General features: G+C 48.1%; 11 protein-coding genes. 6 read left to right on the top strand and 5 right to left on the bottom strand.

Going from position 1 to position 15,370, the window contains the following annotated elements; genetic code table 11:
* The first annotated feature begins 12 nt into the window (after positions 1-12).
* Positions 13-1,017, top strand: a complete 1,005-nt coding sequence (locus BUB94_RS02265; RefSeq protein WP_073233892.1) for a hypothetical protein — start codon at positions 13-15, stop codon at positions 1,015-1,017.
* 41 nt (positions 1,018-1,058) lie between these two features.
* On the opposite strand, the gene BUB94_RS02260 is transcribed toward BUB94_RS02265, so the two are convergent.
* From BUB94_RS02260 to BUB94_RS02235, 4 genes are all read right to left on the bottom strand, one after another.
* Entirely contained in the window at positions 1,059-2,303 is a 1,245-nt protein-coding gene (locus BUB94_RS02260; protein ID WP_083538035.1) for a glycosyl hydrolase, read from the bottom strand.
* A 116-nt stretch (positions 2,304-2,419) separates the two neighbouring features.
* Positions 2,420-2,848: an EamA family transporter gene (locus tag BUB94_RS02245; RefSeq protein ID WP_073156511.1), complete on the bottom strand. Its 429-nt coding sequence runs from the start codon at positions 2,846-2,848 to the stop codon at positions 2,420-2,422.
* A gap of 14 nt (positions 2,849-2,862) precedes the next feature.
* The gene (locus tag BUB94_RS02240; RefSeq protein ID WP_073233875.1) at positions 2,863-3,105 is read right to left on the bottom strand and encodes a hypothetical protein; all 243 of its coding nucleotides are present in this window, start codon (positions 3,103-3,105) and stop codon (positions 2,863-2,865) included.
* Positions 3,106-3,180: 75 nt separating this feature from the next.
* Entirely contained in the window at positions 3,181-3,999 is an 819-nt protein-coding gene (locus tag BUB94_RS02235; protein ID WP_139260103.1) for a DUF6261 family protein, read from the bottom strand.
* A gap of 902 nt (positions 4,000-4,901) precedes the next feature.
* Between BUB94_RS02235 and BUB94_RS02230 the strand changes: the two genes are divergently transcribed.
* The 5 genes from BUB94_RS02230 (at position 4,902) to BUB94_RS02220 (ending at position 11,824) form a co-directional block, all read left to right on the top strand.
* Positions 4,902-9,707 carry an InlB B-repeat-containing protein gene (locus tag BUB94_RS02230; RefSeq protein ID WP_073233870.1) on the top strand — a complete coding sequence of 1,602 codons (4,806 nt, stop codon included), beginning with the start codon at positions 4,902-4,904 and terminating at the stop codon, positions 9,705-9,707.
* Complete coding sequence (locus BUB94_RS16650; protein ID WP_158278287.1) at positions 9,704-9,841, top strand: hypothetical protein; 138 nt, start codon at positions 9,704-9,706, stop codon at positions 9,839-9,841. Before BUB94_RS02230 ends, BUB94_RS16650 begins: the two co-directional genes overlap by 4 nt.
* 11 nt (positions 9,842-9,852) lie before the next feature.
* Positions 9,853-9,978 carry a hypothetical protein gene (locus BUB94_RS17290; RefSeq protein ID WP_254917750.1) on the top strand — a complete coding sequence of 42 codons (126 nt, stop codon included), beginning with the start codon at positions 9,853-9,855 and terminating at the stop codon, positions 9,976-9,978.
* 272 nt (positions 9,979-10,250) lie between these two features.
* A complete protein-coding gene (locus tag BUB94_RS02225) occupies positions 10,251-10,706 on the top strand; it encodes a hypothetical protein (RefSeq protein ID WP_073233867.1) in 456 nt (151 codons plus the stop codon).
* Positions 10,707-10,711: 5 nt separating this feature from the next.
* A complete protein-coding gene (locus tag BUB94_RS02220) occupies positions 10,712-11,824 on the top strand; it encodes a nucleotidyltransferase domain-containing protein (protein ID WP_073233864.1) in 1,113 nt (370 codons plus the stop codon).
* 168 nt (positions 11,825-11,992) lie between these two features.
* Here the strand turns inward: BUB94_RS02220 and carB are convergent, their stop codons facing one another.
* Positions 11,993-15,256 carry a carbamoyl-phosphate synthase large subunit gene (carB, locus tag BUB94_RS02215; RefSeq protein WP_073233861.1) on the bottom strand — a complete coding sequence of 1,088 codons (3,264 nt, stop codon included), beginning with the start codon at positions 15,254-15,256 and terminating at the stop codon, positions 11,993-11,995.
* Between the last annotated feature and the right edge of the window lie 114 nt (positions 15,257-15,370).

The raw sequence follows: 15,370 nt of genomic DNA, 5'->3' as shown, positions 1-15,370 counted from the left end.
AAGGAGGAAACTATGAATTACAAAATGCTAACATGCGGCATTGCCGCCCTGGGTTTGCTTGCCTGTTCCGATAACAGCTCAAGTCCCGAGGAAGTCTCTCCTCAATATACGCCGGCAGCGGGATTGAATGAGGCTTTGAAACCGAATGATGAAACTCCTAAGGTTCCTGACATGGATTCCGTGACGCGTGAAGAAAATTCGCAATCTCGTGAAGAAATTCTGGATTCCTATCGGGATGCGGGACATTTCTTGGACGAGAGGGTCGAAGTGGAGCCTTGTTCTACTGCTGATGACAAGGATGACCACTGCATGTTGAAAAAAGATTATGCCAAAGGCAGTGTCTATTTCAATTACCTGGGCTCGGAGGAATATATTCGTTGTGAACAGTATGAAGGACGCGCCTTGGAATATCGTGTTTCAATAAAGGATTCTGTGGTAACCCAGACGTTGACCGTGTCCGAAGCCAAGGGTCTTGTGGATACGATTCCTTTCTATGCCAGCTCTAGTGAAACAAGGTTGTCCCTTTCTTGCGAGGGCCAGTATAGCCACAATGTGGATGAAGGTTCCTATAGCTGTACCACAGTGATTGAACCGAATGTATTTAAGGAACAGTATGTGCTGATTCGAAATACGTATGAAAAGGAGGATGGTCCTGACTTTAGCAGTTTGACATGCGTAGTCAAGGGCGTAGATAAAGCCTCTGGAGCGGCTTATTGCATTGAACTTGATCACAATGGGTACATTGAGGATGACGATTCCGATGTGGATTATGAATATGTGTACAAGGTTTATTCCGATGCAAAAAGTGCAGAAGAACTAGACTTTGATGCTATTGAAGAAGAATTCAAGAAACTCCATGATGGTTCTAACGTCACTTGTGCTAATGGCGTTTGCTTGCAGGAGACAACGTACTATTCCTACGCAAATGAATCTTGGGGGCAGTTTAGCAACGATGTTGTGGTAGATTGCCTTCAGATGCCAAGTACGCCACAAGAACAGCCCACATCCGATAATTAGAAGTGGGCTTGACGCTTAACGCATTTTTGGGAGCTAGGCGGTTACTTAGTGGCAGGGAAGGCAGCAATGCCTTCCTTCCATGCTTTTAGGGCTTCTTCGGAAGTATCTACACCCCAGTCGGCTTCATGGCCTTTGCTTTGACTAAAGATGACGAGACCTTTTATTTTGGGAAATTCCGTGGGCAAAATGCGGAACATTTCCCGGAACCATTCTGCCTTGCTACCGCCATGTTCGCTGCAGGAAAATTCTGCGATGAACATGGGCTTGTTGAAGCCTTCGATGGCTCTGTATGCAGCCCTGAACACTTGTGAGAAGCTTTGCCAGCTAGACCAGCTTTGTGCGGTACCCCAGTTGTAGCCGTCGATAGAGGTGTAGTCTACGTAGTCGTTGCCAGGGTAGGAACCCTTCAATGTGGACTTTGCGCCGCTGTTGCTAGCGTTTGTTGTCCAAACCCATTTGACGTTGGAGACGTTCTGGGCCCGGAAACGTTCTACGATGTGGCGGTAGGCTGCGGCAACTTTGTCTTCGGCGTTATTGACGGGATCTTTGCCTGTGCCCCAGGTGTACCAATCGCCGTTGGATTCATGAAGCGGTCGCAACCAGATTTCGGATCCGAATTCCTTCACGCCCTTAGCAAAATCATCCAGGTAGGCGTCGGTTTTGCCGTCGAGGATATCCTGCGCTGTGTAAGGTTGGGGCATCCAGGTAATCATCATGATGGAACCGCGCTTCTTTGCCATTTCAACGTAGGGCTTTGTCCAGGCCCAGTCATTGTATTGCCAAAGGACAAAATGGTGGATGACGTCGAGATGGCGCCCCTGCAATCTTTCAAAAGCCTCGACGTTGGCTTCCGTAGGCTGGGGGACTTCTTCCGGTCCGCCCACCCATGCTCCAAAGAACATGGAGTTGAAAGTCTCTGCATCTGGTGTAATGGGTCCCACTTGTGGCTCGGATGTGCTTGATGATGAAATGATGTTTAGTTCTGAAGAACTGGATGAAGGTGCTATAGGAGTGTCCGCAGAAGAACTTGGCGGGATTGTCAAGGAGTCGCTATTTTCTATTGGATTTGACGGATTTTCAACGACTCCGCTGCCATAATCAGGTTGCTCTGTTGGCTGGGTGATTTCTGGATTTGTGACTTCGCCGGTTTGAATTTCAGCAGGAATGGATGGATCATCGGGGCTGGCGATGCTGCTTGCTGGATTGGACGTTTTGGAAGTGCTGCATGCGAACATGAACAGGCACGCACTAGCCATGATAAATGACTTGATAAAAGCGTTTTTCATAGAATTTTGTTCTCCTGCCCTCAAAATAGAAGGAAATTGTGGAGAGATTACATTTTTTTATTTAGTTTGGAATAAAAAATGTTTTAACTGTTTTGAGCTTGCTGCTGAGTTGTACTCTATTTCAGGTTGATCAGTCCAAAGCCCGCCAGGCAAACCAGAATGCCCACCACTTTATTCCAGGTGATGGCTTCGTTATAAAGCCCATACCCAACGAAAATCAGGATGATGGCGAGAATGGTGGCCTGCACGATTTGCGCGATGCTTACGGGCCAGCCGGCTTTGTAGGCATAGATGAAGCCCACTTCAAGGCCAACCACGATAAGGCCAAGAACGATGGGCGCCCAATTCAGCTGCTTGAATTCAGCAAGCAGACTGCCGGACTTTCCCAGAATAAAGTAAAGAATGAGCGAGGCTATGGCTCCAACGCTGTAGGTAATGGCCAATGCTGCGAAGGGGTTCATTCCCTTGGACACGGACTTGGCACAAATCTGATAGATAACGTTGCAGGAAATGATTAGGGCCATGGGCCAAACGTAGGAGAGCATAGGCGGAATATAGATTATTTAAGCAGGTCTTTTGCCCATTCGGGAATGGTGTCGGAGTATTGTTTGATCAATGTGCCGTCCACCATTCTGCAAATCAGGCGGGGTGTTTCGTTCTCGATGGAATTGTCGTAGAGATAAGCTCGATCGACTAAAGGCAGAATTAACGTTGCGTTTGTTTTTGATTTGTAATAACGAGAGATGATTTTAGAAATGGGAACTTCGTGTCCGCCGTTGATAACGCGATTGGTAATTCGCATTACATTGATTAATGGATTTTCTGTACACAGTCGCCGAAGGTTTCTTGAGCAATGTTGTCGGGGTTGATGTAGCTGCTATGCGGCATTAATCCTCCCTTCGGCAACGCCTGCGGCGGCGTTCACCGGGAGTGCGAGGGCGGCAGCGTCACGGGGTTCCGGGGTGGCTCCTTCGCGGGCCTTTGCACGGGCTTTTGCGCGAGCCTTGTAGAGGGAACGGCTGTTGGCGATGAATACGTTCACCTTGTCGATGAAGGCCATGCAACTTTCGTCACCCTTGGTGGCTGCGTTGTACTGCGCGAAGTTAATCAGCTGGCGGAAGGCGCTGATGCAATCGTTACGGAGATTCTTGCTGGTGGTCTCCTCGCGGATGCGGCGTTCTTCGGCACGGGTCTGGTTGGCTTCGGCGAATGCGCCTTGCACCTCCTTCAGGGCGTTGAAGGCAAGCTCCAGTTCGCTCCCGGCCAGGGCCCCGGCATATTCTTCCTTGCTAATAACCGCCTGGACGTTAGCAATGACCGATTCGATGATGCCGGTGAGGCTCTTCTGGTCAACGGAACCTGCATTGCCGTAGCCCTTTACGTATTCCCAGATTTCCTTGGCCAGGGCGGAACGCTGCTGGTCCAGGGAGCCTGTGAGAACCTTTACCGTTCCACGGAAATTGCGGAATGCGACGGTGCGCTTGGAATCCTGTTCCGATGCGCCCTTCTTTGCCGCGGCCTCCGCCACACTGGTGGTGTAGTCGGAGAACTTGCCGATGGTTGCCTTGTATGCGTCCAGCTGGGAACGGACATCCTTGAGGTTGATGGATGCGGCTGCCGTTGCCACGTTGTTGTGGAAACCGATGAAGCCGTCGTTGGTGATGCGGTTGAAGTTGATTGCGTTAACGTTTTTCATATAGGTACCCTCGTAAAGAGTGTTGATGTTTAGGTCAATCTGTCCGAGCAATTCCCGGCTCATTGATCACTAAACTACAAGGGTCCGCCGCTAAAGAAAAGTTTAAAAATCTATACAAAGTTTGTATGTAAATGAAGATTTTCTAAAAAGGATGCAACCATTTTGCACCACGCGAAATTTTTCAAAAAACGCCGGTTTTTCTAGGCTTGCAGGCCTTTTTTATAAAGAAAAATATTCCCGATTGGAATCGATTGCCTCAAAAAAAACTTGCAAGGAGCTTGTTTTCGGTGAAGAAGCTGCTCTACGAACCTGTAGAGATGCTATGTCTATGTGAAGAAGCAAGTTCCTCAATTCGTGAAGACGCTTTGTCTATGTGAAGAAGCAAGTTCCTCAATTCGTGAAGACGCTTTGTCTATGTGAAGAAGCGAGTTCCTCAATTCGTGAAGACGCTTTGTCTATGTGAAGAAGCAAGTTCCTCAGTTCGTGGAGATGCTATGTCTATGTGAAGAAGCAAGTTCCTCAATCCGTGTAGATGCTATGTCTATGTAGAGAAGCAAGTTCCTCAATCCGTGTAGATGCTTTGTCTATGTGAAGAAGTAAGTTCCTCAGTTCGTGAAGACGCTTTGTCTATGTGAAGAAGCAAGTTCCTCAATCCGTGGAGATGCTTTGTCTATGTGAAGAAGCAAGTTCCTCAATTCGTGAAGACGCTTTGTCTATGTGAAGAAGCAAGTTCCTCAATTCGTGAAGACGCTATGTCTATGTGAAGAAGTAAGTTCCTCAGTTCGTGGAGACACTTTGTCTATCCGGGGATGAATAGCTTTTGTTTAGGACCTTTGTGCTATTGTAAATTTGTGCGTATTTTCTATCTTTTTCGAAAATTAGGGAAAAAGTAAGGAAAATTTATGAAACTTCGTGGATTTACAAAAACTCTGTCGGTGCTGGCTATGCTTCTGTTGCTCTCGGCAAATGCCTTTGCTACTGAAACAGTACAATCAACTATCGAGATAGATGGCAAAGACTACGCATTGTTCACAGGTTTTAATGCCATAAAAGGAGTCGCTGGTACTAATGCTGATCCTGAATCTTCTAAAATGGTAGATGGGGATATTGAATCTTTGTGGAATGTAGTACTTTCTCTTTCCGGAGAATATGCATCTGTTGAGTTTTCGTCTGACTACCCTATTATCTTAAGGGGATTCATAGTAAACTTATATAATACTACTGCTTCGAGACATCCAACGGAGTTGAGATTATATGCGAAAGCTAGCGAAACTGACGAATATGTCGAAGTTTCTTCTTATTCTGTTCCTTCTTATTTGGATATGGAGCGAACTTTTCCTATTACCAAGGAAGACAATACCATGTATCGGTATTTCAAATTTGAATGTGCGAATAGTGGCCGAAACATGAAGTTGACTGAAATTAGGCTTTATGGATACAAGGAATGGGCTTATACATACCTCACTCCGCAGGAAGCAACTTGCACCCAGCAAGGTGTATTGAAAGAATGTTATCGTCGTACCGATGGAAAATATTTTGCAGATGAATTAGGAGTTACGGAACTTACTGCAGAAGAGTGTGTAACGCCAGCGTTGCCTCATGAAGGTGTGCATCACGAAGAAGAGGCTAACTATATAGAATACTGGCAGTGCTCAGTGTGTGGACATTTTTTCTCTGATGCAAAGATGACAGCAGAAATTACAGAAGTACAGACTCAAAAAATCTCATATATGAATTCTTCTGGGGATTTGGTGCAGCTAAACGAGGTTGCAACAAAAGTTACAAGTGACACGACAATATGGAATGCAGGCTGGTATCTAGTATCCGAAAATGTAACAATATCTGATCGTATTATTGTAAATGGTGAAGTTCATTTGATATTGGCAGATGGAGTGACTCTTAATGCAAATAGAGGCATCACAGTATCAACTGATGCATCGTTTAACATATATGCACAAACAGAAGATGAAGCGAATATGGGGGTGCTGAATGCTACGGCTCCAAATCATTTGGGTAATCCATATGCAGGAATTGGTTGTGCGTATGGTAGTGGTGACGCGGGTTCGATAACGATCAATGGCGGAAAGATTACAGCACGCGGATTTATAGGTGCTGGTATCGGTTCAGTTCAATATAGATCGGTTGGAACAATTACGATTAATGGTGGAATTGTCGATGCTGCAGATACTGAGGGAAGTGGTGCTGGAATTGGAAGTGGTAATTTAGGGAAAGCTAGTGTCATTAATCTAAATGGTGGTGTTATTTATGCAAAGGGCATTGGAGCTGGACAATCTGGAACTGGCAGTATAACTGTTAATATTTCAAACGGAATTAAGAAAATCGTCGCAACATCTAATAATTCAGGATGTATAGGGAATAAAGAAAATATTACCGTTAATTTTAAGAATGAAGGAAGTATAGTGACTGGTGCTGCCAAGGATGCGATATTCTATGATTCTGGTGAGGGAGAACAGCGAAATATTCGTATCAAAGCATTGTGTCATCACATTGCAATAAGCGATGATCTCAAGGCTCACATAACTGCAGATATTGAATATGCTCTTGCTGGTGAGAGGGTTGCGCTGACTATTGTAGGTTCTGCGGTTGATGCTGCATCTATAAAAGTAAATGGAGGAACTGTACCATTATTGGATGCAGGGAATAACACATATACTTTTGAAATGCCTGAAATCGATGTAAATGTGACTGCAGAAGTAGCAAAAACATATTCTATCAGTCTCCCTGACAATATGGAAATCATAAGTACTTCAAATCCTGCGGATGGTGAAGGAAAGTATATTGCTGGTACGATTATTAAATTTAAGCCTGTTTTTCTATATGAAGCATCTAATGTTTCTGATGGAACAAATATTTTAAATGATTCAGATGGTGTTTATACTATTACTATTGAAGAAACTGATATAAACATTACAGCAACAATAAGTCATAATAATAATATCAATTTGTCAGATGCGCCATACAGTTTTACTGCTGTAAATGCAGATGTACTAAGTGGCAGAACATACTGGAAAGTTACGATTGCAGATGGAGCAACGATTACACTTTCAAATGCAACAATAAATGGCGGTATTGTTTGTGAGGGAACAGCAACAATTATTCTTGATGGAGATAATAATGTAAAGAGTTATAGCATGAATGCTGGTATTCAAGTTGGAGGTGCTGGCACAACGCTCGTTATTAAAGGAAGTGGCTCGCTTGTGGCAACAGGTGCATTTAGGGCGGCAGGAATTGGGCTTAGTGCGGCATGGGATGTTGAGGTTATTGGTGGAAATATTGTTATCGATGGAGGAAACATTGCCGCTGTAGGTGGCGAAGATGGTGCTGGAATCGGAACTGGTGTAAGTAATAAGATTGCAAGACTTGGTGACATCACTATCAAGAGTGGGACTGTAAAGGCAATAGGCGGTAGTGATGGAGGTTTTGGCACAGGAAATATTTATGGTATTGGCGTAGGAAATATTGTTAGTAGAGGTACTAACGAAATTGGTACAATAACCATTTATGATACTGTTGATTTGGTAGATGCCTCAAGTATTGGAAAAGATATTATCTATATGCATGACAATACTGATGTGTCTGAAAGTAAAAATGATTATTTCACCATTATTGAAAATGGAGAACGTAAAATCATATATACTGGAAATCCAATTTCTGATGTAGAGGATCAGACATATACAGGAGAAGCGATTACTCCAAAACCTATAGTTTCATTAGGTTCGCTTAATTTTGAAGAAGGACTTGACTATGAATATTCATATTCCAACAATGTAAATGTTGGCTCTTCTGCAATTGTAACGGTTACATTCAAGGGCGATTATGCGGAATTTGGTTCTGTTTCGAAATCCTTTAATATCACAAAGGCTACGCCTACTGTTATTCCGCCGACTTCTGCTGATCCGAAGTACGCTGGTGCATGTGTCGCGCTTGTTACCGCCGGATCTACGAACTTTGGAACGATGCTTTACAGTTTAGATGATGATGATGATTACTCGGAAAATATTCCTTGTGCGGATAAAGGCGGCGATTATACGGTTTACTATAAGGTCGAGGAAAGCGATAACTGGTCTGGTGCCGCAGGGAGTGTTGAAATTCAGGTGCCGGTTCGTGTTGATGTGACCGTGGTTGGCGACGGTTCTGTAAGTGGCTACGATCCCGACGAATTCTACCCTGTTGGTACAGTACTTACCCTTACCGCGGAGCCTGCAGACGGATACAAGTTCCTTAGCTGGAACAGTGATGTCGATGTCCCAGCAACATTTGAATACACGGTTGATGCTGAACAGAATAGCCTAGAAGCAACTTTCAGCAATCACTATATTGCTTACACAACCAGCGACGGTGATACTGCTTTGCCTGTGCTTTCATCTATGTATGATATTAAGAAAAATAAGTGCGAGGACGGTCTGTGTGTCATGTTTTTGGGCGATGGTGTTACAGAACTAGAAAGTGGCGCATTTCATGGTAATAAACGCTTGACTAGTATTGAAATCCCGAGCAGTATTGAAACTATTGGGCATTTCGCTTTTGCAGAAACTCCTTTGATCCGTGTGGATATGAAGTCAAAAGTGCCCCCTCAATTGGGGGAATGGATGACTTTCTACAGCGTTCCTGATGAATATTTGATTCACGTGCCTCATGGTTCAGCCGACGCCTACAGGTTTGCCGATGGCTGGAAGGATTACAAGGACCACATTGTTGATCACGACGCATCTATGCTGGTCTGGACCGATGATGCTGTAGTACCCACATGCTCCGAAACAGGTTGGGAAGCTGGCTATATCTGCAATGAGTGCCACAAGCGCTTTGCCGATGTGGATGGCCATGTTGAAATGTCCCCGGTGGCCGCCCTTGGCACAACCTACGGCGCAGCTTGTATATACAATGACGATAGCAAGGCAATTATCGACGGAAACTCCGAAACCTCCGTACTGCTCCCTTGGAATATCGATGTGGACGCAATTGAGCTGAATAGGACCTTTGCCGCTGGCACAATCTCCACCATTACGCTGCCTTTTAGCATGTATGTGGAAAATGTGGAGGGCGCTGTATTCTACAGATTTAAGTATGTTTCTTCGGATGACTGGACTGTTCACGTGGGTTCCGTTCGTGACGAACTGATCGCAAACACCCCGTACCTAGTGAAAACTACTGGCGAGACCATCTCCTTTAAGACTGGGGCTACCTTGGAACGTACATTGGATGCCTCTCCCACGGACCAGGGCCAGGATGAGGGTGATGGCTGGGAACTTCGCGGAACCTATGGAAAAATGGTCTGGAAGGAAGGTCATCCGGATCTTGGGTATGTTTATGGTTTTGCTGCCGAGAATGTTGCCGATGTCCATATTGGCGAATTTGTGAAAGCTACCGCTGGTGCAAATCTGCCGCCTATGCGAGCCTACCTCTATTACAATCCTGTCGCAACTCCGGCACCTTCTCCGAAACCATCCTTCCGTGGCATGGCTCCCATGGCTCGTTCGACTTCCAGTATCGAGACCCCGAATTACTTGGATGTGGTCGTGGATGACGATGAGGGCGGAACTCTGTATATCGGTAAACTCAATACCCGCACCGGCGAGTTCAACGCCGCGGGAGAGCGCTGGTTCGACATGAAGGGCCGTAAACTCAACGGCAAACCCAGCGTTAAGGGCTCCTTCTTCAATAACAAGAGCAAGGTTATCGTAAAATGAAAAGGCCGGAACCGAAGAAACTGTATTGCAAACCCCAGGTAAAAGTGATCAAGCTAAAACACCGTGCGAACCTGCTGCAAAACAGCGGTTTTGAAAATGACGGTCCCAAGGGTTATGGCGGCAAATTTCAGTAATAGGAGTAGAAATGAAAAAGCAAGAGCAGAAGAAACAGTACAAAAAGCCCCAGGTGAAGGTGATCAAGCTGAAGCACCGTTCAAACTTGCTGCAGAGCAGCCTTCCCGACAGAATGGGTGTTGTCGTTGACGATTAGTTTGTTTTTACGATTTCGCCTTGAAGTATAAAACGAAAGTCCTTCCGACCAAAATCGGAGGGACTTTTTTGTGCGGATTTTAGGGTAGGTGCTTGACAAAGGTTCTGCGGAAAACTATATTAAGTAATGCAACAGGGTGGTAGGTCGTCACCTGAGAAAAAAAGAAAGGCCGACTAGATGAAACAGGGTGGTAGGTCGCCACCTGAGAAAAAAAAGAAAGGCCAACTAGATGTGCCGGAGTAAAATCCGGCATTTCTTGTAAGGAGGAACAAGTGATTAACATTGTTGTACTGACGCCAGCATTTTACGCAAAGCATGTATTGGATTCCGAAATTCTTTGCAAGCAGCAGCGCCCCTACCTAACGTTAATAATAGAGGCCTTTGGAAAAAAGTTTGCTGTTCCTTTTAGGACAAATGCTCATAAGCCAAAAAAACGAAAAGGCGTTCCTCAATCCGTATATTTTTTCGGATCATCTGGCCGTTCCGAATTAAGTAATGAACAAAAAGTTCCTGCACTAGATTTTTGCAAGGCTGTTGTAATTGTAGATGAAGATGTTGGTCTTCCTGCGTCTATTGATAAACGGGAGTTCCAAGAGCTTAATTCAAATTACACTAGAATTGTGGAAATGTTCAAAAGATACTATGAGTTTTACATAGCATCAAAAGATGATGCTAACTTGAAGGATCTTCCCGAAATAAAATATTCGGCCTTACAGTATTTTGTCTGAATGCTATGGATTTTTCCAGATACGATAATTTTTTTCTTCTGTTGCGTATCGCCCTTGGGTGTCCGGGGGCTAGTGCTGGTGCGTTTCCGCAGCTGTCTGCGGATGAGTGGGAACGCATTTACAACGAGGCGGACCGGCAGACGCTTCTGGGGCTTGCGTTTGACGGGGTGATGATGTTGCCTCAGGAGCTGCGCCCTCCCATGGAACTGATGTTCCAGTGGGCCAGCGAAGCGGAATCCTTTAGTGGCCTGAACAAGATTTTGAATGAGGAAGCCGCAAAGCTTACTGAATTTTTCAAGGGGCATGGCAGAAGCTGCGCCGTTTTGAAGGGGCAGGCCAATGCTCGCCTTTACCCGAATCCGCTTTGTCGGCAGCCGGGTGACATCGACATCTGGGTTTCCGGCGGGAAAAAGAGCGTCGTGGGTATGCTGCGGGAAACTGGAATGCAGGAATCGCAGAAGGCTTCGCCGCACCACACCCACATGAAAAATGACCGTGGAATTGATGTGGAAGTTCATTTCCGCACGTCTTCGGGCAACTACAATCCTTTTACGACAAGGCGGCTGCTGAAATATCTGGACAGGGAAATCCTGAACTCGGTGGAGGTTCCCGAAGGTTTCTGCGCCCATTCCATGAAGTTTGCGCTGGCCATGCAGCTATCGCACATCTATCGCCATTTTATTGGTGGCGGGGTAGGGCTCCGGCAGATTGTAGATTATTACGTGTTGCTTAGGCATTCCAGCGAAAGTGATCGCCACGAACTGAAGGCGAACCTGAACAGCTTTGGATTGCGAAAAATTGCGGGGGCCCTCATGTGGCTGCTTTGTGAATCGTTTGGTCTTGACGAAAGTCTGATGCTTTGCAAGCCCGACGAATTCCGCGGGAGGTGGCTCCTGCGGGAAATCCTGCAGGGTGGCAACTTTGGTCGCCATGTAGGAGGCGGTCGCCTCAAATGGCTCTACTGGTGGCTTGGCAAGCGCAAGAAGTCCTTAAGTTACTGGCGCTTCGATTTGGCGGAAACCTTCTGGGCGGAAGTCGATTACTGGAAAGTTTTTGTAGAAAACACTTCGACACGAATCCGGTTGCGCAAGATTTCATTAAGGGATGTGAAGTTCTGATAATGCTTTCGCGTTAGGCCCCGCAGCCCGCATGGGGTCGGACTCGCGCGGCGCTTGCCTTGTGCAGTTTCAAGGAGCGCGAGGCTGAACGAAAAAAAGACCGAACTGGATTTTTCCAGTTCGGTCTTTTTATAGCGCAAGAGGGCCGGCCCGCCAGGGCAACGCCCATTACTTCACAATGTGACGATGGTATTCCTGGAGGCTGCAGACTTCGAAGCGGCCGTAGTCGTACTTGTCCATGAGGCCTTCAACGGTAGAGGTGAGGGCTGCGATGGTAGTAGTGATAGGCACGCCGCAGACCACTGCCTTACTGCGCATCTGGATTTCGTCCACCATGGCTTCGGCACCGGTTTCGGAGGTGTTCACGATCCACTGGACTTCGTTATCGTGGATGAGGTCCAGCAGGTTCGGGCGACCACGGGAGATACGGAACACGGCGCGAGTCTTGATACCAGCGTTGAAGAGGATGGTAGAAGTACCGCGAGTGGCGTAGATGCCGTAGCCCAGGTCTGCAAGCTTCTTGATGAGAGGCACTGCGCGTTCCTTGTCTTCGTCCTTGAGGGATACGAAGATGTTGCCCTTGTCGGGGATGCGGTTGCCGGAAGCCAGCTGGCTCTTGAGGTAGGCGAGGCCGCGGTCGCGATCCAGGCTCATGACTTCGCCGGTGGACTTCATTTCCGGAGAGAGGGTGACGTCCACGCCCGGGAACTTCACGAAGGGGAATACAGCTTCCTTGACGCTGACGTAAGGAACGGCAACTTCTTCGGTGAAGCCGATTTCTTCCAGAGTTTCGCCCAACATGCAGCGGCTTGCGTAGCTTGCCAGAGGCACGCCGATGGACTTGGAAACGAAGGGCACTGTACGGGAGGCGCGGGGGTTCACTTCGATCATGTAGAGCTCGCCATCCTTGACGGCCAACTGCATGTTCATAAGGCCAACCACATGGAGTTCCTTTGCGAATTCCTTGGCGTAGGCGCGTACGCGGTCCTGCAAATCCTTGGAGAGGGACATGGGCGGGATAACGCTTGCGGAGTCGCCGGAGTGGATACCTGCAGGTTCCACGTGTTCCATGATGGCGCCAACCACGGTGTGCTTGCCGTCGCTGATGCAGTCCACGTCAAGTTCGGTAGCATCTTCCAGGAAGCGGTCGATGAGGATGGGCTTGCCTTCGCCGATGGCGGCAGCTTCTTCCACGAACTTGCGGAGGTACTTTTCCTTATAGACGATCACCATGCCGCGGCCACCCAGAACGAAGCTGGGACGGACCAGAACGGGGTAGCCGATCTTGTCTACGATGGCGAGGGCTTCTTCCACATTGTGGGCGATGCCGGATTCGGCCTGCTTGATGCCCACCTTGTCAACCAGCTGCTTAAAGAAGTCGCGGTCTTCTGCAAGGTCGATGTCTTCGGGGCTGGTACCCACAACGTTTGCACCGGCCTTCTTCAGGCGCATTGCCAAGTTAAGCGGAGTCTGACCACCGAACTGAACGATAACGCCGTAGCAGTTTTCGCGTTCGTAGATGCCCATGACATCTTCGAGGGTCAGCGGTTCAAAGTACAGCTTGTCAGAAGTATCGTAGTCCGTAGAAACGGTTTCCGGGTTGGAGTTTACCATGATGACTTCGTAGCCCTGCTTCTTCAAAGTGAATGCAGCGTGGCAGCAGCAGTAGTCGAATTCGATACCCTGGCCGATACGGTTCGGGCCACCGCCCAGCACCATGATGCGCTTCTTCTTGTCGCGGTTCGGAACTTCGCGGACGGGTTCGGTATTGTCGGCGTAGCAGGAGTAGTAATACGGAGTGACGGCTTCAAATTCACCGGCGCAGGTATCTACAGAATAGTAGCTGGGCTTCAGGTTGATACCGTTACGGGCTGCCATGACTTCTTCCGGAGTCTTGTGGAACAGGTAACCGATCTGGATATCGCTATAGCCGAATTCCTTGGCCTGGCGGAACAGGTCCTTGTCCTTGCAGAGGTTTTCGAGAGAACCTGCAGAGAGGATTTCGTCTTCGAACTGGGCCAGTTCTTCCATGTGTCGGAGGAAGTAACGGTCAATCTTGGTGAGTGCGTAAAGCTTTTCGACGTCCCAACCGCGGCGGAAGGCGGCGTACACCACGAAGATGCGTTCTGCGCTGGGGCGAGCCACTTCGCGAGTCAAGGTTTCGTCGTCGTAGGCCAGGAACTGTTCGCACTTGGCGCAGGCACCGAAGCCGCCGAAACCAGTTTCCAGAGAGCGGAGTGCCTTCTGCAGGGACTGCTTCAGGTTGGAGCCGATAGCCATGGCTTCACCCACAGACTTCATCTGGGTGCCGAGAGTGCTATCTGCCTTGGGGAACTTTTCGAAGGTAAAGCGGGGAACCTTGGTAACGACGTAGTCCAGAGCCGGTTCGAAGCAGCTGGGGGTGGACTGAGTAATATCGTTTTTCAGTTCGTCCAGAGTGTAGCCCACAGCGAGAAGGGCTGCAATCTTTGCGATGGGGAAGCCCGTTGCCTTGGAAGCAAGAGCGGAAGAACGGCTCACGCGGGGGTTCATTTCGATGATGATGCGACGGCCCGTCTTGGGGTCGATAGACCACTGAACGTTGGATCCACCGGTTTCAACACCGATAGCTTCCATCACCTTCAGGGAGTCGTCACGCATGGCCTGATAAGCGCGATCGTCAAGAGACTGGATCGGAGCCACAGTGATGGAGTCGCCTGTGTGAACGCCCATGGGGTCCAGGTTTTCGATGGAGCAGACGATAACGGCATTGCCCTTCTTATCGCGCATGACTTCCATTTCGAATTCCTTCCAGCCCAGGAGGGATTCTTCAATCAAGACTTCGTTGTTCAGGGAAGCGTCGAGACCGCGGTTCACGATGGTTTCGAATTCTTCCGGGTTGTGTGCGATACCGCCACCGGTACCACCCAGGGTAAAGCCCGGACGGATGATGAGAGGCCAACTGCCGATGGTGTTTGCAATGGCGAGAGCTTCGCTCATGGAGTGTGCAGAACCAGAGCGGGGGAGGTCCAGGCCGATGTTCAGCATGGCGTCCTTGAAGAGCTTACGGTCTTCTGCGCGGGCGATGGATTCGGCCTTGGCGCCGATCAGTTCCACGTTGTAGCGTTCCAGAACACCCTTTTCGTGGAGTTCCATGGCCAGGTTCAAAGCGGTCTGGCCACCCAGAGTGGGGAGCAATGCATCGGGACGTTCGCGGCGGATGATTTCGTGGAGAATGTCCACGTTCAGCGGTTCGATGTAGGTACGGTCGGCCATTTCCGGGTCGGTCATGATGGTTGCCGGATTGGAGTTCACCAGCACCACTTCGTAACCTTCGCGGCGGAGCACCTTACAGGCCTGCACGCCGGAGTAGTCGAATTCGCAGCCCTGGCCGATAACGATCGGACCAGAACCAATGAGCATAATCTTCTTGAGGTCTGTACGCTTAGGCATATTAATTTCCTCTTGTAAAAATCGTCAAGTGGTTAGTGATTAGTGTTTAGTGGTTGGTTCTATAATCGCGGCGTAGCCGCCTTATTTTCACTGTTTACTAACCACTGTTTACTA

Source organism: Fibrobacter sp. UWH9, assembly GCF_900129715.1.
Lineage (GTDB): Bacteria > Fibrobacterota > Fibrobacteria > Fibrobacterales > Fibrobacteraceae > Fibrobacter.
This window is presented reverse-complemented; position numbering and strand designations above follow the sequence as displayed.

Bases quoted from the DNA above. Each gene is read 5' to 3' on its own strand.
- BUB94_RS02265 (WP_073233892.1), top strand. From the start codon at position 13: ATGAATTACAAAATGCTAACATGCGGCATTGCCGCCCTGGGTTTGCTT.
- BUB94_RS02260 (WP_083538035.1), bottom strand. From the start codon at position 2,303: ATGAAAAACGCTTTTATCAAGTCATTTATCATGGCTAGTGCGTGCCTG.
- BUB94_RS02245 (WP_073156511.1), bottom strand. From the start codon at position 2,848: ATGCTCTCCTACGTTTGGCCCATGGCCCTAATCATTTCCTGCAACGTT.
- BUB94_RS02240 (WP_073233875.1), bottom strand. From the start codon at position 3,105: ATGCGAATTACCAATCGCGTTATCAACGGCGGACACGAAGTTCCCATT.
- BUB94_RS02235 (WP_139260103.1), bottom strand. From the start codon at position 3,999: ATGAAAAACGTTAACGCAATCAACTTCAACCGCATCACCAACGACGGC.
- BUB94_RS02230 (WP_073233870.1), top strand. From the start codon at position 4,902: ATGAAACTTCGTGGATTTACAAAAACTCTGTCGGTGCTGGCTATGCTT.
- BUB94_RS16650 (WP_158278287.1), top strand. From the start codon at position 9,704: ATGAAAAGGCCGGAACCGAAGAAACTGTATTGCAAACCCCAGGTAAAA.
- BUB94_RS17290 (WP_254917750.1), top strand. From the start codon at position 9,853: ATGAAAAAGCAAGAGCAGAAGAAACAGTACAAAAAGCCCCAGGTGAAG.
- BUB94_RS02220 (WP_073233864.1), top strand. From the start codon at position 10,712: ATGGATTTTTCCAGATACGATAATTTTTTTCTTCTGTTGCGTATCGCC.
- carB (WP_073233861.1), bottom strand. From the start codon at position 15,256: ATGCCTAAGCGTACAGACCTCAAGAAGATTATGCTCATTGGTTCTGGT.